The 16,493-nt window shown below is 60.2% G+C and carries 15 protein-coding genes; 7 read left to right on the top strand and 8 right to left on the bottom strand.

Annotated elements, in window-relative coordinates:
• Positions 1-17: 17 nt before the first annotated feature.
• The 4 genes from ERE07_RS07100 to ERE07_RS07085 all read right to left on the bottom strand — a co-directional run bounded on the left by ERE07_RS07100 (position 18) and on the right by ERE07_RS07085 (position 4,319).
• Positions 18-2,012: a BCCT family transporter gene (locus ERE07_RS07100; protein ID WP_130008108.1), complete on the bottom strand. Its 1,995-nt coding sequence runs from the start codon at positions 2,010-2,012 to the stop codon at positions 18-20.
• An 89-nt stretch (positions 2,013-2,101) separates the two neighbouring features.
• Positions 2,102-2,425 (bottom strand): DUF3325 domain-containing protein, encoded by a 324-nt coding sequence (locus ERE07_RS07095; RefSeq protein ID WP_130008107.1) that lies wholly within the window; start codon positions 2,423-2,425, stop codon positions 2,102-2,104.
• Positions 2,422-4,017: a PepSY-associated TM helix domain-containing protein gene (locus ERE07_RS07090; protein ID WP_130008106.1), complete on the bottom strand. Its 1,596-nt coding sequence runs from the start codon at positions 4,015-4,017 to the stop codon at positions 2,422-2,424. The genes ERE07_RS07095 and ERE07_RS07090 overlap by 4 nt, the downstream gene beginning before the upstream one ends.
• A complete protein-coding gene (locus tag ERE07_RS07085) occupies positions 4,014-4,319 on the bottom strand; it encodes a hypothetical protein (protein WP_130008105.1) in 306 nt (101 codons plus the stop codon). Before ERE07_RS07085 ends, ERE07_RS07090 begins: the two co-directional genes overlap by 4 nt.
• Positions 4,320-4,431: 112 nt before the next feature.
• Between ERE07_RS07085 and ERE07_RS07080 the strand changes: the two genes are divergently transcribed.
• The 3 genes from ERE07_RS07080 (at position 4,432) to ERE07_RS07070 (ending at position 8,569) form a co-directional block, all read left to right on the top strand.
• On the top strand, positions 4,432-5,118 hold the full coding sequence (locus ERE07_RS07080; protein ID WP_130008104.1) for a response regulator transcription factor: 687 nt from the start codon (positions 4,432-4,434) through the stop codon (positions 5,116-5,118).
• On the top strand, positions 5,111-6,439 hold the full coding sequence (locus ERE07_RS07075; RefSeq protein WP_130008103.1) for a sensor histidine kinase: 1,329 nt from the start codon (positions 5,111-5,113) through the stop codon (positions 6,437-6,439). The genes ERE07_RS07080 and ERE07_RS07075 overlap by 8 nt, the downstream gene beginning before the upstream one ends.
• A 147-nt stretch (positions 6,440-6,586) precedes the next feature.
• Positions 6,587-8,569 carry a TonB-dependent receptor domain-containing protein gene (locus tag ERE07_RS07070; RefSeq protein WP_209021101.1) on the top strand — a complete coding sequence of 661 codons (1,983 nt, stop codon included), beginning with the start codon at positions 6,587-6,589 and terminating at the stop codon, positions 8,567-8,569.
• A 1-nt stretch (position 8,570) separates the two neighbouring features.
• Here ERE07_RS07070 and ERE07_RS07065 read toward each other — a convergent pair whose 3' ends face one another.
• The gene (locus tag ERE07_RS07065) at positions 8,571-9,353 is read right to left on the bottom strand and encodes an exodeoxyribonuclease III (protein WP_130008102.1); all 783 of its coding nucleotides are present in this window, start codon (positions 9,351-9,353) and stop codon (positions 8,571-8,573) included.
• 281 nt (positions 9,354-9,634) lie between these two features.
• On the opposite strand from ERE07_RS07065, the gene pyrE reads away from it, so the two are divergent.
• Positions 9,635-10,306 carry an orotate phosphoribosyltransferase gene (gene pyrE / locus ERE07_RS07060; protein ID WP_130008309.1) on the top strand — a complete coding sequence of 224 codons (672 nt, stop codon included), beginning with the start codon at positions 9,635-9,637 and terminating at the stop codon, positions 10,304-10,306.
• Between the two features lie 92 nt (positions 10,307-10,398).
• Here pyrE and gatB read toward each other — a convergent pair whose 3' ends face one another.
• Genes gatB through gatC form a run of 3 tightly spaced genes read right to left on the bottom strand, consistent with a single transcriptional unit; the run spans position 10,399 to position 13,700 of the window.
• Positions 10,399-11,853, bottom strand: a complete 1,455-nt coding sequence (gatB, locus tag ERE07_RS07055) for an Asp-tRNA(Asn)/Glu-tRNA(Gln) amidotransferase subunit GatB (RefSeq protein WP_130008101.1) — start codon at positions 11,851-11,853, stop codon at positions 10,399-10,401.
• Positions 11,853-13,379: an Asp-tRNA(Asn)/Glu-tRNA(Gln) amidotransferase subunit GatA gene (gatA, locus tag ERE07_RS07050; RefSeq protein ID WP_167670760.1), complete on the bottom strand. Its 1,527-nt coding sequence runs from the start codon at positions 13,377-13,379 to the stop codon at positions 11,853-11,855. Before gatA ends, gatB begins: the two co-directional genes overlap by 1 nt.
• A 12-nt stretch (positions 13,380-13,391) precedes the next feature.
• Entirely contained in the window at positions 13,392-13,700 is a 309-nt protein-coding gene (gatC, locus tag ERE07_RS07045; RefSeq protein WP_130008099.1) for an Asp-tRNA(Asn)/Glu-tRNA(Gln) amidotransferase subunit GatC, read from the bottom strand.
• Positions 13,701-13,934: 234 nt separating this feature from the next.
• On the opposite strand from gatC, the gene ERE07_RS07040 reads away from it, so the two are divergent.
• The 3 genes from ERE07_RS07040 (at position 13,935) to mreD (ending at position 16,489) form a co-directional block, all read left to right on the top strand.
• Positions 13,935-14,978 carry a rod shape-determining protein gene (locus ERE07_RS07040; protein ID WP_130008098.1) on the top strand — a complete coding sequence of 348 codons (1,044 nt, stop codon included), beginning with the start codon at positions 13,935-13,937 and terminating at the stop codon, positions 14,976-14,978.
• A gap of 64 nt (positions 14,979-15,042) precedes the next feature.
• Complete coding sequence (gene mreC / locus ERE07_RS07035) at positions 15,043-15,933, top strand: rod shape-determining protein MreC (protein WP_130008097.1); 891 nt, start codon at positions 15,043-15,045, stop codon at positions 15,931-15,933.
• Positions 15,911-16,489, top strand: a complete 579-nt coding sequence (mreD, locus tag ERE07_RS07030) for a rod shape-determining protein MreD (RefSeq protein ID WP_130008096.1) — start codon at positions 15,911-15,913, stop codon at positions 16,487-16,489. The genes mreC and mreD overlap by 23 nt, the downstream gene beginning before the upstream one ends.
• Positions 16,490-16,493 lie beyond the last annotated feature (4 nt).

Raw genomic sequence — 16,493 nt, 5'->3', positions numbered from 1 at the left:
AGTGAAGGCCTGGCCGTTCAGCTTTCGGCCTGAGCCGGGGTGCTCGCGCCATGCACCATATGCAGATACTGGCGGTGGCGCTCGTACTGGTCGAGAATGTCGCCGATCACATCGTCCCGGCTCCATCCCATGATGTCATAATCCTGGCCCCCCTCGCGCAGATAGACTTCAGCGCGGAAATAGCGCCGTTCGTCTTCGTGCTCGACTTCGTCGGGCGTCAGGCCAGGACGAATCTGCTCCAACGGGAACACGGCATAGGAAAAATCCAGGTACTGGCCATGGTGGGACACGTGGAGCTGGACCTGATCGTTGTCGCCTTTTTCCTGCACGGTCACTTCGTAGCCCTGGCCTCGCAATTCCTTGGCTACGGCCTGCATGGCCGGCAACACCACGTCGTCGATAAAGCGCATGACGTGTTCGCGGCTTGGCATCATGACGATGTTGCGCAGCCTGCGTTGCCATTGTTGCCCGTTGCCCATTGGCTGCGAACGGGTGATGGTCTGATAGCGGATGCGCCGCTTGGTGGCGTCGAGCTTGAGTGCTTTGAACAGCCCCCAGAGCGCGAGCAACAAAATGACCGAAAATGGCAGGGCGCTGGCGATCGTGGCGGTTTGCAAGGCTTGCAGGCCGTCAGCCAGCAGCAGGGCAATGGCGACCAAACCCATGGACAGTGACCAGAAGATGCGCTGCCAGACGGGTGAATGCGCTGCGCCCCCCGAGGCCAGCAGGTCCACCACCAACGCACCCGAATCGGCCGATGTGACAAAAAACACGACCACCATGATGATGGCGACGATGGAGGTGATGCTGGACAGCGGCAAGTGCTCGAGAAACGCGAACAGCGCCAGGGAGCTGTCCTCGTTGACGATTTCGGCAAAGCCCTCGATGCCATCCACCAGGATGTAATGAATGGCCGTATCGCCAAATACGGTCATCCAGAACAGGGTAAAGCCTGCTGGCACCAGCAACACGCCGCGTACAAATTCGCGTATGGTGCGGCCGCGGGAAATGCGCGCGATGAACAGTCCAACAAAAGGAGACCACGCAATCCACCAGCCCCAATAGAATAGTGTCCAGCCGCCAATCCAGTCGTTGGGCTGGTAGGCATACAGGTTGAAGGTCTTGTTGACCAGGTCAGATAGATAGGCACCGGTATTCTGAACAAACGTCTGGAACAGGAAGACGGTTGGGCCCAGAATCAGTACGAAAAGCAGCAACAGCACGGCCAGCGCCAGGTTGGTTTCCGACAAAATACGGATGCCTCGATCCAGGCCGCTTGCCACTGACAATGTGGCCAGGCCGCAGGCGATGACGATGAGGACGATCTGCACCGGTATGGACACGGGAATATCGAACAGATGGTTCAGGCCACTGTTGATCTGGGCGACGCCCAGGCCCAGCGAGGTGGCCACACCCAGCACGGTGCCGATAATGGCGAAAATATCGACGGCATGCCCGATAGGCCCGTAAATGCGGTTGCCGATCAACGGATAGAGCGCTGAGCGAAGGGTCAGGGGAAGCCCATGGCGATAGCTGAAGAAGGCGAGCGTCAGCGCCACCACCGCATAGATGGCCCAGGCATGCAGGCCCCAGTGGAAAAAGGTGATGTTCATCGCCTCGCGCGCGGCGTGCGCGGTGCCACCGCTGCCCACAGGCGGGTCGATGAAGTGCATGACGGGTTCCGCCACACCAAAGAACATCAGCCCGATGCCCATGCCGGCAGAAAAAAGCATGGCGAACCAGGTGACATCGCGATAGTCGGGCTGGCTGTGGTCCGGCCCAAGCTTGATGTCGCCATAACGGCTGACCGCCACAAAGATGACGGCAAGCAGAATAATGGCAACCGTCAGAACATAGAACCAGCTGGCGTTGCTGAGTATCCATGACTGAATGAGTTCGAATAGTGATTGGGCTTTGGTCGGCGTGATGATCGCAAATGCGACAAGAATAAGAATGAAAGCCGCTGATGTGAAGAATACGGGGCGATTGATGGTTGATGCGGATGGCTTCACTGCTTCTCCTTTCCAGTTTCCTGAGCTATGTGTAGCACAGACCGGAAGGGCGGGCTAGTGAGGGCGGTACTGCGCTCGCAACGCCGTAATCAGAGGACGGCGAACAGGGCTGCGAACACGGCGCACGCTGTTGTCAGCCACAGGAGCAAGCGTGGCTTGTAGCTGATTAGCAGCATGGTGACGAGTGCCGCCATGGTCAATTCGGCAGCCCAGGTGGCCAGGCCAATGGAAATGCCGTAGAGGTGCACGCACGGTATGACAGCCAAGGCCAGCAGCAGCCAGCCCAATAGCCTGAACAGGCCCGTACGCCGCGTCGTGCTGATGCCGCCGAACACCTGTTCATGGTGTTTGTTCATACCCAGGCTCAGGGCTGCCATGCCTGCCATCGATAGCGCCATTCCCACGCCGGTCATGCTGCCGCTCCCTTGGTAGCGGGACGCAATGCAGTTGCCTTTGGTAACGTTGTGGCAGCCCCGGATTTGCACAAAAACCACAAGGCAAGCGCGGCCAGGGCAGCGAAAACGAGGAATACCAGATCGGTGCTGGCGAGCAACCAGTTGCCTTGGACCAGCGAAATACCCAGATGGCTGTTGGGATACCGCAGGTTGCTCAAGGGTAGCGTCACGTAGAGGATGGCGACGGCCCAGCATTGGTCTATCCAGGCATGCCGATGCGTGCGCAACATGGGATGCAGCAAGCAGATCGCCCAGGCAGCGAAGAAGCTGCTGATTTCCCAGGTCGATCTGGCGGCCATCTGTGCCGGCAAGAGCCGGTTTGCCCAGAAATACACGCCCATGGCCACCATAAGGCCGGCAATGGTACCCACATTCAGGCATTCCACCAGGCGATGGCCAAGATGGGTGCCCAGCTTGCGCCGTTGCGGCAGACGCTTGATCACCCACAATATCATCCCGGTTGCAATCATGGCCGAGCCGACAAGGCCACTGATAAAACATAGCCAGCGCAGCCAGGGGCCAGCGAAGCGCATCAAGTGCAAGCTGGAAAACACGTTGTAGACACCCACGGCGCCAGCGGTAGTGGGTTGTGCGGGTGCATCCAGCAGCGTGCCCGAGACGCCATCAAAGCGCATGCGTTCGCTGCGGCCACGCGACACCAGGCTGCTGCCTTTGCCTTCGCGCAGTTCGATGATGGACTGGTCCGTGCCTGGCGCACTGACGCTGATGCTGCCTACGCCGTTGGGCCATTGGCTTTGCGCCTGAGCGAGCAAGGGGGTGAGGTCTGTCATCGGCGCAGGGCGCGAGACTGTGCCCTGTTGCTGTTCTGCAATCCGACTGCCGCGCAAGTCGGAAAAGAATCCGCGCGTATCCCCTTGATACGCGCTCTGTATGCCCCAGGGCATGAGCATGACCATCAGGAGCAGCAGTCCGCTGTAGGTAATCACAAGATGGAAGGGCAGGGCCAGGACGGCCAGCGCATTATGCGCATCCATCCATGAGCGCTGGCCTTTGCGCCGCCGGAAGGTAAAGAAATCGGTGAAAATCTTCTTGTGTGTCACGACGCCGCTGACAATGGCGATCAGCATGAGCATGGTGGCGGCGCCCACTATCCATCTTCCCCAGATTCGCGGCATGCCGTACAGTTCGAAGTGAAAACGATAGAGAAAGTCGGCGCCGCGCGTGTCGCGCGGCGCCAGCGGTTCGGCGGTCGCGGCGTCGAGCAGGAGCCGTTTGCCCCGACGCTTGCCTTGCGGCGCGTCGTCGTCGTCGAACCATTGCACTGAGACGGCAGTAGTGCGTTCGTCTGGCAGTGTGATCGTCCAGCTTGTTGCGCCGGGTGCGATGCTCGGCATGGCCTTGGCCGCGCGCTGGACTGTGTCGGCATCGGGCTGCGACACATGCAGCTCGGGCTTCATCCAGTAATTGATCTCATCGCGAAAGAAACTGACCGTTCCGGTAACAAACACGGCATACAGCAGCCAGCCAAGCAGCAATCCCGTCCAGGTGTGCAGCCAGGCATTGGTTTGCCTGAATCCAAGTCCGTTCATTGTGATGCCCCCGCCCACAGAAGATGGCAGGCAGGAACAGCTGCCAGCAAAAGGCCGCCCATCCAGGCCCGACGAGCGGTTGCCGTGCAAAACACCCAGATGGCGAATACGCAGTACAGGACAAAAGCCAGCATGGTGGCCGTCAGGGCAGCCTGCAGGGGAGAGAGCGGCAGAATCAGGCCCAGGCTGCTTGCGCTGAGGGCCGCAAGGCCATATCCGCCCAGGGCAGCCAGCACGGAACGGGAAGCTACTTCCAGGCGGTAGGCCCGCAGTGCGGCTGGCGATAAAGAGGTTTTGGCCATTGCTGTAAGGTAAATGCGAAAAGATATCAATATTATTCTCGATTGATATAATGCATGTTTTTCCTGATCGCAGCCTGACACGGCAGCTTGTTCGAATGCCATCGGCCAGCCTATGAAAATCCTCATCGTTGATGATCATCAGTCTTTGCGGGATCTGCTGGCGGACCACCTGCGGCGTTGCGGTTTTGCGGTAGAGGTGGCAGGCACCGGCGGCGAAGCCATCGCCTGCATGCAGGCAAGTCGTTACGACGCGCTCATTCTTGATCTCGGGCTGCCGGATATGGATGGCGCGCAGATCCTGGCTGCCCGAAATACAGATCGGAATGGATCGGTCCCGTGTATTGTGCTGACGGCGCGGGATGCACTCGAAAGCCGAGTCGCCAGCCTGAACGCCGGGGCCGACGATTACGTGCTCAAGCCATTTGCGGTGCCTGAACTCGAGGCCCGTTTGCGCGCCGTCCTGCGGCGCACGGTGCCGGGGTATCAGACGCTGAGCCGCGGCAATCTGTCGTTCGAGCCAGCCTCCCGCCATGCGGTGGTTGCAGGACAAGTGCTTGATCTTCCCCGCCGCGAAGCGATGCTCCTGGAAGAAATGCTGCGCGTGGCGCCCCGTATCGTCGTGAAGGACAGGCTCGAAGAGCGTCTTTACGCATGCAATGAATCTGTCACGCTCAACGCCATCGAAGCACTGGTATCCCGCTTGCGGCGCAAGCTCGCCATGGCCGGCGCCGACATTCGTATCGACACGGTGCGCGGTCTGGGCTATCGGATTGTTATGGATGGCAGCGGGCATGTATAGCCGAAGCCTTGAGCATCGCATTTTGATGTCGCTGTTGCTGGTGCTCTTGTTGGGATTCGGCAGCCTTGCGCTGTATCTCTACGACACGCGCGATGAGCTGCGCCGCGGCATCATGTTCATGCAGGCAAATGAAATCGCCGCGGGGTTCACCGCTGCCAGCGACGTGAGCGAACTGCCCTCCGAGTACGCCGGAGAGACGCTTTCCTATACGCTTTACGCGGCCGATGGCGGGTTGTTGTGGCATTCGGATAACCTGCAGCATCCAAGGCGCCTGCGGCGCGCAACGCTGGAAGACGAACTGCGCGTATTCCGCGCCACGGTGCGCAGCGGTAACGTGATCAATATACCCGTGGCGCTCGAGGACGGCTCGGTGCTGATGGTGGCCAAGAACGACGCCAGAGAAAGGGAAATGGTTGGGGCGCTGCTGCAAACCAGAATGATGCGTGGGTTGGTGATGCTGGTGCCGTTCAGTCTGGTCGCCGTGTGCCTGATACTCTGGTTGTTGCACTGGAGCCTTCGGCCAGTCAGAAAAGCCGCGCAGATCGCAGCGGATATCGGTCCTCATGCGTCGGATCGTCGGATTCCGCTCGATAGGTTGCCACGCGAGGTTCTGCCTTTGGCGCGCGCCGCCAACAACGGCCTGGATCGCCTGGCCACAGCGTTCGAGCACGAAAAACGGGTGGTGGCCGACGCTGCCCATGAACTGCGCACGCCGCTCACAGTGCTTGATCTGCGCCTGCAAAAAAGCCGCGCGGAAGGCAAGGCGGACTGGCCGGCGATAGAACGTGAAATGCAGCAGATTCGCCGGTTGGTAGATCAGTTGCTGGCCCTGGCGCGGCAAGAGCACCCTCAGGCGGGGCTGCAACAGGCAGCGCTGCACTGCAATCTCTCACGCGCGACCCGCGAAGCCGCGGCGTCGATGGTTGTGCTGTTCGAAGAAAAAGCTCGCCGCATCGAAGTCGCCATTGCCGACAATGTCATTGTTGTGGGGTCGGGGGACTTGCTGCGCGATGCCATCAGCAATGTATTGGAAAACGCTTTGTTTCATGGTGCCGGCACGGTTACTGTGACGCTGCGCGACGACGGGCAGGCAGGTGTTGAGCTGGACATCGCCGACGAGGGCAGTGGCGTGCCGCTGGATATTCAGGATGCCATGTTCACGCGGTTTCGAAAAGGGCGGCAGGGCTCCCCGGGTTCGGGCCTTGGGCTGGCCATCGTCAGGCAGACTCTGCGGAACGCGGGGGGTGATGTGTACTTTGCCGCCGCCTCGCCCTGTATCGTGCGGATGCGTTTTCAGCGGGTGGCCGCCACGATGGCTTGAACGTCTGCGCGTCAATAACACACCCATGCGTCAGAGAATGGTCAGGAATGGTGGTTACTATCCATAATTACAAAAGATAACCATTCGCATTCTCAATACATGCACCTGCCGTAGCCCCAGGCTGCCGGGTGGATACCAGGACTTTTCATGTTTTCAACGATTTCTCACATTCCGTTCGCGCGGCGTACGGCTTTCGGTCTGGGTGCCGCAACGATGGCATCTCTTGTTCTTCCTCTGCACGCTTACGCGCAGGCCAGCAATGTGGCGACGCTGCCGGATGTGGTTGTCACGGCGTCCGGGTTTGAGCAGGCGCTGTCGGATGCGCCTGCTTCCATCACCGTCATCACGCAGGAGCAGCTCGAAGGCAAGTTCTACCGTGACGTGACCGACGCGCTGCAAGACGTTCCGGGCGTGTCGATCGAAGGCGGTGCGGGAGGAAAGATCGAATCCACATCGGTGACGATACGCGGCCTGGGCGAGCAGTATGTGCTGTTTCTGGTCGATGGCAAGCCATTGGGCGCGTCGTCAGAAGCGTACTACAACGGTTTTGGAGGGGGCGCGCAGGTGGGCTGGCTGCCGCCGGTGTCTGCCATTGAGCGGATCGAGGTCATACGCGGGCCCATGTCCTCGTTGTACGGCTCCAGCGCCTTGGGTGGTGTGATCAACGTCATTACCAAGAAGGTCACGCAAGAGTGGGTGGGCAGCGTCACCATGGATACGGTGCTGCAGAAAAACTCCGATGCCGGCAATACCTACCAGGGACGCTATTATCTGAGCGGCCCGCTGGTGCAGGACAGGCTGGGGGTTACGGTATACGGCTCAAAGTATTATCGCGGCGAGGATGATTTTGATGGGGGATATGCGGGCAAGAAAAGTCTGGACAATACCGCCAAGCTGGACTGGATACTCAACGAAGCGCATAGCCTGGAATTCGAAGGTGGCGTGGCCACGCATGATAACGAGCGTACCGTAAAAACAGGGGCGCCCGGCGATATGAACAATCGGCGGGTACATTACGGCATCACCCATGATTGGCGCTGGGGCAGAAATTTCAGTACCAAGACGTACGCGATTCGCGAAGATGTCTCGATCGAGAACGGCGGCAATGAGTCGTCTTATAGCGCATCCATCCTCAATACGAAGACGGTGATGCCGCTGGACGCGCACATGATTACCCTGGGCGCCGAATACAAGAAAGAAGAAACGGATCACGATGAAAGCCGTTTTCCGGGTTCTCGCGCGCTGAACCTGACACGCTGGCAGGCCGCCCTGTTTGCGGAGGATGAGTATTTTATTACCGATGCCTTTTCGCTGACAGGCGGTGTGCGCCTTGATCGGAATGAGCACTATGGCACCAAGGTCACCCCGCGTCTTTATGGTGTCTATCGGGTGAATCCCGATTTTCTGTTCAAGGGCGGCGTGAGCGGCGGCTACAAAACGCCGACGCTCAAGCAGGCTGACGAGAATATCGTTGAGCAGGCCGGGCGCGGACGTTCCTGGGATATGGGCAACAACGATCTGCAGCCCGAGCGCAGCACCAACTATGAGCTGGGCTTTTCATGGAATACCGCCGAGCAGGTGAACTTTGGCGTGATGGCATACTACACCCGATACAAAGACAAGATCGACAAGCAGACGATTTGCACCAGCCCGCCCGGTGCGCCCAATTGCCACTACAACGGCGAAACCCGGGAAAGCATCAATCAGTATGTGAATCTGGACGCGGCTACGCTGCGGGGCGTGGAGGTTACCTTTGGCATGCCTCTGGGGCCCACGACGCTGAACGCCAACTACACATACTCGGACAGCGAGATCACCAGCGGGATCAACGAGGGCCAGCCACTGAACAACCTGCCCCGGCATATGTTCAACCTGGGGCTGGACTGGAAGGCCACGGCTGATTTCGGCGTGTGGGGCAAGCTGCGGTACAAGAGCCGGTCTATTGAAGGCGGCGAAGAGCGCATTCCTTCGTACACACTGGTGGATATGGGCGCGACGTACAAGTTCAACCGGCGAGTCAGCGGCTTTGCCGGCATCTATAACGTCTTTGACAAGGTCGTTACCTCCGAGGAGTTTGGCAAAACACTGGACGGACGCCGCCTGTACGCGGGGGTGACCGTCGAGTTCTGATTTAGAGCGATGTATCGTAGTCGATGATCAGCGGCGCGTGGTCGCTGAAACGCTCATCTTTGTAGATGGTCGCCAACTTGGCCGTGGCGGCGATGTCCTTGGTGGCGATCTGGTAATCGATGCGCCAGCCTACGTTCTTGGCCCAGGCCTGGCCGCGATTGCTCCACCAGGTATAGGCTTCGCCCGTGGCTTCCGGATACAAGCCGCGATAGACATCCATCCAGCCGATGTCGTCGAACACGCGTGTCAGCCACGCGCGTTCTTCTGGCAGAAAGCCACTGTTTTTCAGGTTGCCTTTCCAGTTCTTGAGATCGATTTCCTTATGGGCGATGTTCCAGTCGCCACACAGGATCACGCGGCGCCCGCAGCGCGCCAGGGCGTCCAGGTGGGCAAAGAAGTGTTCCATGAACACATACTTGGCGGCCTGCCGGTGATCCCCGCTGGACCCCGAAGGCAGATACACGGAGATGATGGACAGATTGTCGTAGACCAGCTCCAGATAGCGGCCTTCGGCATCGATCTCGGGTACCCCCAGCCCTTCGATGATCTGTAATGGCTGTTGGCGGGTATACACGCCGACGCCGCTATAGCCTTTTTTCTCTGCGTAGTGAAAGTAGCCGTAATACCCTTCGGGGTTGAGCATGGCTGCCGTGAGATTGTCTGCCTGAGCCTTGAGTTCTTGCATACAGACGAAATCGGCATTCTGCTTGGGGAGCCAGTCGAGAAAGCCTTTGTTGACGGCTGAACGAATCCCGTTGAGATTGGCGGAAATAACTCTAAGCATGTGTGGGGTAACTCCGGTTGCCGTGATAGGGCCGATTGCTGGACATGCCGGGCGTGCGGGGGATGCAGGCGTTCGATGTCATGATCGGAACTTTGTTGATTGCATATGCGAAACGGGCGTGGCTCAACCATCAAGTGTAATAGATGGTTGAACGAAAATACATGTGCGGTGCCCGGCGTGTGAGCAGACGCGCACGCCGGAACTGACATCATGCGCGTCTCAAGACGGGAGCCGCCCTGATGAACGATAATGCTGGTTTCCCGTCATTTATCGATTTCAACATGAGCGATTCGTCCAACCGCGCCGACTTTGTGCGCTTTTCCCTGGAGCAGGGCGTGCTGCGTTTTGGCAGCTTTACGGTCAAATCGGGCCGCGTCAGCCCTTATTTTTTCAATGCCGGCCTGTTCAATACAGGGCGCTCAGTGGGCCGTCTCGCAGGCTTTTACGCTCAGGCGCTGGTCGATTCGGGGGTGCAGTTCGATATGCTGTTTGGGCCCGCTTACAAGGGCATTCCGCTTTCCACGGCAACGTCGGTGGCGCTGGCATCCCATCCGGGTTTGCAGGGCCGGGATGTTCCGTTTGCCTTCAATCGCAAAGAGGCCAAGGATCATGGCGAAGGCGGAATGCTGGTGGGCGCGCCGCTGCAGGGCAGGGTGGTCATTATCGATGATGTGATTACCGCGGGTACGTCGGTGCGCGAGTCTGTTCAGATCATACGCAATGCCGGCGCGGAACCCGTGGCAGTGCTGATTGCCCTTGATCGCATGGAGCGCGCAGGCGCGGATGACGCGCTGTCGGCGCATTCGGCGGTGCAGGATGTTGCCGCAACCTATGGCATGCCGGTGGTCAGCATTGCATCGCTGAACGATATCATGGCCTTGTTGCAGGATAATGCAGCATTGGCGCCGCATCGCGATGCGGTGGCTGCCTATCGCGCGAAGTACGGCGTTTAGGCAAGGCGCTGTCCTGGGCGTCAGGGCAGCGCGCCCGCGCTGGATGGCGTGGCCCGCCGCCCAGGCGCTGGCTCAGTCGTTGGGCAAACCGCCTAGCCCAGCTTCTGCTTGAGCAGGTCGTTGACCTGCTGCGGGTTGGCCTTGCCCTTGGCAGCCTTCATCACTTGTCCCACGAGCGAATTGAACGCCTTCTGCTTGCCGGCGCGGTACTCATCAACCGTCGCGGGGTGGGCGGCAATAACGTCGTCGATCATGGCGCCAATGGCGCCGCTATCGCTGATCTGCTTGAGGCCTCGTGCTTCGATGATGGCATCGGCGCTGCCGTTTTGCTCTCCAGCCCACATGGCCGTGAACACTTCGCGGGCGATCTTGTTGGAGATCGTGCCGTCGATGATGCGTTCGATCAGGCTGGCCAGCGCGACAGGCTTTACCGGACACCGGCTGATGTCGAGTTCTTCGCGGTTCAGTGCGGCGGAGACTTCGCCAAGCACCCAGTTGGCGGCCAGCTTGGCCTGCCCGGGCGGCAGTGCGGCAGCGGCCTGCTCGAAATAATCCGAGGTGGCGCGATCCATCGTGAGTTGCGCAGCATCGTAGGCGGTGAGGCCGAGCTTTTCCTGGAAGCGTTCGCGCTTGTGGCGTGGAAGCTCGGGCATGGCTGCCCTGACTTTCTCGATCCATTCGGGGGCGATCACCAGCGGGGGCAGATCGGGATCGGGGAAGTACCGGTAGTCGTGCGAGTCTTCCTTGCTGCGCATGCTGCGAGTTTCATCGCGGTCGGCATCGTAGAGCCGGGTTTCCTGGACCACCGTGCCGCCGTCTTCGATGAGTTCGATCTGGCGACGCGCTTCGAACAGGATGGCGCGCTCGAGAAAACGGAAGGAGTTGACGTTCTTGACTTCGCTGCGGGTGCCGAATTCCTTTTGGCCCTTGGGGCGCACGGAGACGTTTGCATCGCAACGGAAGGAGCCTTCTTGCATGTTGCCGTCGCAGATGCCGAGCCAGACGACCAGACTGTGCAAGGCGCGTGCATAGGCAACAGCTTCGGCCGCCGAACGCATTTCGGGTTCGGAGACTATTTCGAGCAGCGGTGTGCCGGCGCGGTTCAGGTCGATGCCGGTCGAAGACTCGCCGTGCGGGCCCGTAAAGTCTTCGTGCAGCGACTTGCCGGCATCTTCTTCAAGATGGGCGCGGGTCAGGTTGACGGTTTTCTCGACCCCATCCACAAAGAACGAAATACTGCCGCCCTGCACGACGGGGATTTCGAACTGGCTGATTTGGTAGTTCTTGGGCAGGTCGGGATAGAAGTAGTTTTTGCGCGCAAAGACTGACAGCGGCGCGACATGGGCCCCTACCGCCAGGCCAAACTGAATGGCGCGCTCCACGGCGCCCTTGTTGAGCACGGGCAGGCTGCCCGGCAAGGCCATATCAACCTCGTTGGCCTGCGTGTTGGGCTCGGCCCCGTATCGCGTGCTGCTGTCAGAAAATATCTTGGACTGCGTGGAAAGCTGCGTGTGTGTTTCCAGCCCGATGACGATTTCCCATTCCATTATGCTTGTTCCGGTTTGCGTTGATGCCAGTCCGTCGCTTGCTGGAAGCGGTCGGCCAGGGCCAGGAGACGGCCCTCGCTGAAGTAATTGCCTATGATCTGCAGGCCAATGGGCAGCGGCTTGCCGGTGCCGCCCAGGCCGCAAGGAATCGACATGGCGGGCAGGCCCGCCAGGCTGACGCCTAGCGTGTAGATATCGGCCAGCCAGTCGGCCACCGGGTCTTCGCGGTTATCGCCAATGCGCTTGGCCACCGAAGGCGTGACCGGCCCCACGATGACATCGCAGTGATCGGCAAACGCGCGCTGGAAGTCGTTGGCAATCATGCGGCGCACGCGCTGGGCCTGCAGATAATAGGCGTCGTAATAGCCGTGGGACAGCACGTAGGTGCCGACCATGATGCGGCGCAGGACTTCCGGGCCGAAGCCTTCTGTGCGCGAGCGGCTGCTCATCTCGGCCAGATCGCTGTAGGCCTGGGCGCGGTGTCCGTAGCGAACGCCGTCGTAACGCGACAGATTGCTGGAGGCTTCCGCAGGCGCGATGACGTAATACGTGGGAATGGACAGTTCAGTGAGCGGCAGCGAAATCGATACACGCGACGCACCCAGCGATTCAAGGCTTGCCAGCGCGGCTTCGATCGCCTGGGCGACATCGGCGGCCAGGCCCTCGCCGAAAAACTCTTGCGGAACGCCGATGCGCAGGCCCTTGAGCGGCTGGCTGCCGCCATCTGTGTAGGCTTTGGCGGTGGCATCGAACTGGGCGCGGATGCGGCCGGGCGCGTTGGCCACACCGTCGCAGGTTTCGAGGCTGGTGGCGTCGCGTGGATCGAACCCGCTCATGGGATCGAGCAGTTCGAGCAGGTCTTGGGCATGGCGGGCGATGGGGCCTGCCTGATCCAGGCTGGAGCCATAGGCAATCATGCCGTAGCGCGAGACCGTGCCGTAAGTGGGCTTGATGCCGCTGACCCCGCACAAGGCGGCAGGTTGGCGTACTGAACCGCCTGTGTCCGTACCGGTTGCGCCGATGACCAGCCCTGCCGCGACGGCGGCGGCCGACCCTCCCGACGAGCCGCCGGGAACGGCATCCAGATCCCATGGATTGAGTGTGGGGCCGAAAGCGGAGTTTTCGTTGCCCGAACCCATGGCGAACTCATCGCAGTTCAGCTTGCCCAGCGAAACCGCGCCCGCCTGCTGCAGGCGGCTGACCACGGTGGCGTCAAAAGGGCTTTTATACTGCGCCAGCATTTTGCTGGCTGCAGTGGTGCGCCAACCCTGGGTGACGAAAAGATCTTTATGGGCAATGGGCACGCCTGCCAACAGCGGGGGCGTGGCTTCTTCTGCCAGCAGGCGATCGGCCGCATCGGCCTGTGCGAGGGTGAGATCCGGGTCTATATGCAGAAAGGCGTTCAGCCTACTGCGGGACTGTACGGCCTCCAGGGCGCTGGTCGCGAGTTCGCGCGCACTGACGCGCCGCGCGCGCAACGCTTCGCGCATGGCGGCGATACTGTCGAATTCGTTGTGCAGGGACATACTGGATATCGCTTATTCGATGACCGTGGGAACCAGAAACAGGTTTTCGTGCCGGGCCGGGGAGTTGGCCATGAGGGCAGCGCGCTGTTCAGGCGTGTTGGTGGGCCAGGCGACATCGGGACGCAGGCGCAGGTGGATGTCCTGGTGGGCCGACAAGGGATGCGCCATGGGCTCGATGCCCTGGGTGTCGACGGCCTGCAACTGTTCGATGAGTGCCAGGATGCCGTTCAACTCCTGCTGGGCCTGGAGGTTCTGGTCTGACGAAAGTTCAATACGGGCGAGCCGCGCGATGCGGTTCACGTCATGCTCGGTGATTGCCATGGCTTTTTGCTTGGTTGCTGAAGAGAGAGAATGAGCGGACATGTATGATTGTTTTTCGGGCATAAGGGATGCCCGGTTACATTCAATAATATGCCGCTTTTTGATCCAATCAAGCGTCAATTATAAGTTATCATTGCTGGTTTAATTCGTTGGTCAAAATTTGGCGCCCATGTTGCGCTGGTTGGTTGCCTGCGCTGACGGATTCCTCTTTACTTTTGATATCACTGAGCGCCCATGTTCGGATTTCTTCGTAGTTACTTCTCCAGCGACATGGCGATCGACCTCGGTACCGCCAATACCCTTATCTATGTTCGCGGCAAGGGTATCGTGCTGGATGAACCGTCTGTCGTCGCCATTCGTCACGATGGCGGCCCCAGCGGCAAGAAAATCATTCAGGCAGTGGGACGCGAGGCCAAACAGATGCTTGGCCGGGTTCCAGGCAACATCGAGGCCATTCGCCCCATGAAAGACGGCGTGATTGCCGATTTCACCGTTACCGAGCAGATGCTCAAGCAGTTCATTCGCATGGTGCATCCGCGCAGCATGTTCGCGCCCAGCCCCCGCATCATTGTTTGCGTACCCTGCGGCTCCACCCAGGTCGAGCGTCGCGCCATTCGCGAATCTGCCCTGGGCGCAGGCGCAAGCCAGGTCTATCTCATCGAAGAACCCATGGCGGCTGCCATCGGCGCAGGGCTGGCCGTGTCGGACGCCAGCGGCTCCATGGTGGTCGACATCGGCGGCGGCACCACCGAAGTTGCCATCATCTCGCTGGGGGGCATGGTCTACAAGGGTTCGGTGCGCGTCGGCGGCGACAAATTCGATGAGTCCATCATCAACTACATTCGCCGCAATTACGGTATGCTCATTGGCGAGCCCACCGCCGAACTCATCAAGAAAGAAATCGGCTCCGCGTTTCCAGGCTCCGAAATCCGCGAGATCGAGGTCAAGGGCCGCAATCTGTCCGAAGGCGTGCCACGCAGCTTTACCGTATCATCCAACGAAATCCTCGAGTCGCTCACCGATCCGCTCAACCAGATCGTGTCAGCCGTCAAGACAGCGCTGGAACAGACGCCGCCCGAGCTCGGGGCCGACATTACCGACAAGGGCATTGCCCTGACCGGCGGCGGCGCCTTGCTGCATGATCTGGACCGCCTGTTGCAGGAAGAAACCGGCTTGCCGGTGGTCGTAGCCGAAGACCCGCTCACTTGCGTGGTGCGCGGCTGCGGCGAGGCGCTCGAGCATCTGGAGCGCTTGGGTACGGTTTTTATTTACGACTGATTCTGCTTTGCAAGGCGCTGCGGGCTGGTGCTTGCAGCGCGTTTAACAGGGCATTGCGCTTTCCATGCAAGAAACCGGCACGATCAGGCTATTCAAGCGCGGCCCCACGGCCGAGCTCAGGCTGTTCGTACTTACACTGCTGGCGGTGGCACTGCTGGTGGTCGACGCACGCTGGGCGGTGCTCGATCCCGCTCGCCAGGCGATGTCTGTGGCGCTCTATCCGTTTCAGCGCCTGATGCTGGCGCCGCGCGATGCGGTGGAGCACTTCAACGACTGGAAAGACGCCGCTTCGCTGGCGCGTTCCGAGAAAGAAGCCCTGCAGCGCCAGCGCATAGAACTGGCGCAGCTGTCCACCCACGCGGCGCAACTGGCCACAGAAAACGAACAATTGCGGCGGCTGCTCAAGGTCGCCGATGAAGTCACCCAGCCCTCCGTGGCCGTCGAAGTGCTGTACGAGCCGCCCAATGCGTTCTCGCATCACCTGATCTTCAACAAGGGCTCATCCAGCGGCATCCGACCGGGCATGCCGCTGATCGACGAGGGCGGCATTGTTGGCCAAATCGTTCGTGTAACGCCGTTCACCTCAGAAGCGGCGCTGCTTACCGACGACAAAGTGTCTATTCCTGTTCAGGTGCTACGCAATGGCCTGCGCTTGATCGCGTTCGGCGGCAATGTTTCCGGCAAGGTCGAGGTGCGCTACCTTACCGCCAACGTCGATATCGTTCCTGGGGATACACTGATCACCAGCGGGATTGGCGGGCTGTTCCCGGCTGGCTTGTCGGTCGCCAGTGTGGACACCGTGTCGCGCGACCCCGCCACGGGCTTTGCGCTGGCAGAAGCTACGCCGCTGTCCCACCCCGAACGTCATCGTCATTTCCTGGTCCTGCTGGTGGATGTTTCTCCGCAAGACCTGGAGCAAGAAGGTTTGAAGCATGGTACGCAAGCCGGACAATAGCGCGCCCGTCTCCCGGCGCGGCGCCTCATCGTTGAGCTCTCTGGAGCCCATCGATCTTTCTCCGTTCAAGCGGCCCAGCAGCGGGCTGTTCATCTGGTTCACCATCCTGCTGGTCTGGCTTATTTCCCTGTTGCCCTGGCGGCTCTGGCAGCCCGCGCCGGATCTTCTCCTGCTCGTGATTGCGTTCTGGTGTCTGAACGAACCCCAGCGAGTATCCATGCTGACCGCGTTTTTTTTCGGGCTGGCCATGGATGTGCACGATAGCTCGCTGTTGGGCGGGCATGCGCTGGTGTATGTCCTGGCGGCCTATGGCGCTGTCGCCCTGAGGCGGCGGCTGCAGCACTTCAATGCCGTGATCCAGGCTGTTCACATGCTGCTCATCTTCGTGGCGGCCAAAACCGTAGGCCGGGTGGTGTATGCCTGGATGTCCGGGGAATGGGCCGGGTGGCAGTGGCTGTGGTCGCCCGTATTTATGGCGATACTGTGGCCGCTGGCCGACTTGCTGCTGCATATGCCGCAGCGCAGGCTGGACGACAACGACGCCGGGTCGGTCTAGTCAG

It is taken from the genome of Allopusillimonas ginsengisoli, assembly GCF_004153455.1.
In the GTDB taxonomy this organism is placed as follows: domain Bacteria; phylum Pseudomonadota; class Gammaproteobacteria; order Burkholderiales; family Burkholderiaceae_B; genus Allopusillimonas; species Allopusillimonas ginsengisoli.
Note: the sequence above shows the minus strand (reverse complement) of the source record. Positions and strands in the feature narration are given on the sequence as shown.

Excerpts from the sequence above, each read along its gene's own strand:
- ERE07_RS07095 (WP_130008107.1), bottom strand. The coding sequence starts at position 2,425 with ATGACCGGCGTGGGAATGGCGCTATCGATGGCAGGCATGGCAGCCCTG.
- ERE07_RS07090 (WP_130008106.1), bottom strand. The coding sequence starts at position 4,017 with ATGAACGGACTTGGATTCAGGCAAACCAATGCCTGGCTGCACACCTGG.
- ERE07_RS07085 (WP_130008105.1), bottom strand. The coding sequence starts at position 4,319 with ATGGCCAAAACCTCTTTATCGCCAGCCGCACTGCGGGCCTACCGCCTG.
- ERE07_RS07080 (WP_130008104.1), top strand. The coding sequence starts at position 4,432 with ATGAAAATCCTCATCGTTGATGATCATCAGTCTTTGCGGGATCTGCTG.
- ERE07_RS07075 (WP_130008103.1), top strand. The coding sequence starts at position 5,111 with ATGTATAGCCGAAGCCTTGAGCATCGCATTTTGATGTCGCTGTTGCTG.
- ERE07_RS07070 (WP_209021101.1), top strand. The coding sequence starts at position 6,587 with ATGTTTTCAACGATTTCTCACATTCCGTTCGCGCGGCGTACGGCTTTC.
- ERE07_RS07065 (WP_130008102.1), bottom strand. The coding sequence starts at position 9,353 with ATGCTTAGAGTTATTTCCGCCAATCTCAACGGGATTCGTTCAGCCGTC.
- pyrE (WP_130008309.1), top strand. The coding sequence starts at position 9,635 with ATGAGCGATTCGTCCAACCGCGCCGACTTTGTGCGCTTTTCCCTGGAG.
- gatB (WP_130008101.1), bottom strand. The coding sequence starts at position 11,853 with ATGGAATGGGAAATCGTCATCGGGCTGGAAACACACACGCAGCTTTCC.
- gatA (WP_167670760.1), bottom strand. The coding sequence starts at position 13,379 with ATGTCCCTGCACAACGAATTCGACAGTATCGCCGCCATGCGCGAAGCG.
- gatC (WP_130008099.1), bottom strand. The coding sequence starts at position 13,700 with ATGGCAATCACCGAGCATGACGTGAACCGCATCGCGCGGCTCGCCCGT.
- ERE07_RS07040 (WP_130008098.1), top strand. The coding sequence starts at position 13,935 with ATGTTCGGATTTCTTCGTAGTTACTTCTCCAGCGACATGGCGATCGAC.
- mreC (WP_130008097.1), top strand. The coding sequence starts at position 15,043 with ATGCAAGAAACCGGCACGATCAGGCTATTCAAGCGCGGCCCCACGGCC.
- mreD (WP_130008096.1), top strand. The coding sequence starts at position 15,911 with ATGGTACGCAAGCCGGACAATAGCGCGCCCGTCTCCCGGCGCGGCGCC.